The sequence below is a fragment of the Methylobacterium sp. WL103 genome, from assembly GCF_008039885.1.
GTDB lineage: Bacteria > Pseudomonadota > Alphaproteobacteria > Rhizobiales > Beijerinckiaceae > Methylobacterium > Methylobacterium cerastii.
Map to the genome: position 1 here is coordinate 1 of NZ_VRUX01001065.1, position 848 is coordinate 848.

Annotated in this window: 1 protein-coding gene; it reads left to right on the top strand. The window is 71.1% G+C overall.

The window, feature by feature from the left end:
- Positions 1-291 precede the first annotated feature (291 nt).
- A partial coding sequence (locus tag FV222_RS27795) for a formyltransferase family protein (RefSeq protein ID WP_281406940.1) occupies positions 292-848 on the top strand: 557 nt, incomplete at its 3' end.

Sequence of the window (848 nt, forward strand, 5' to 3'; positions counted from 1 at the left end):
GCGCGCGGCGAGGTGCAGGCAGAAGCCGCGGTGCCGGAGGGCGTCCGCCGTCGCCCGGCCGATGCCGCCGGTGCCGCCGTAGATCAGAACCCGTCGCATGCTCGCTCCCCCGTCCATGGCACAGAACGTCCATTGGCCCAGAACGTCCCTTGGCGCCGAACGCCCCTTGTCGGTGGAGACGGTTCGGCAAGATGAAGTTAAGGCATCGTGGTGGAGGGGGGAGTCGGCGGCGGTCGGCGCGGCCGTTCCACAAGGTCGCATCCCGTTGGGACAGCCGGAGAATCCAGGCCCATGAAGTTCGCCTTCGCCGGCATCGATTTCCTCGGCGGCGTGTTCGAGGGCCTGATCGAGGCCGGCTGGACACCGATCAAGCTGTTCACCCGCCCCTGCGACGGCCTCTACGATCACAACGACGTGGTGGTGGCGCGCGCCCGCCAGCTGCGGGTGCCGATCCAGCTCTCGCGCCTGCGCGCGTCGGATCTCGATGCGCTGAACGCCGCCCACGGGCGCGACTGGGCGCTCGTCGTCGCCGGCTATCCCTGGCTGATCACCGGGTGGCGCACCCGCGCCGCCTTCGGGCTGAACATTCACCCCTCGCCGCTGCCGACGGGGCGCGGCCCCTACCCGCTGTTCCGGGCGGTGGAGGAGGGCTTCGAGACCTGGGGCGTGACCGCCCATGTGCTCGCCGAGGACGGCTTCGACACCGGCGACATCCTCGCCCAGGACCTGTTCCCGCTCGACACGCTGGAGAACCACGAGACGCTGCTGGCCAAGTGCCAGATGGCGGCGCAGCGCCTTGCCATCGGGCCGCTCGGGCGCGAGTTGCCGGCGCGGTGGCGGCGGCCACT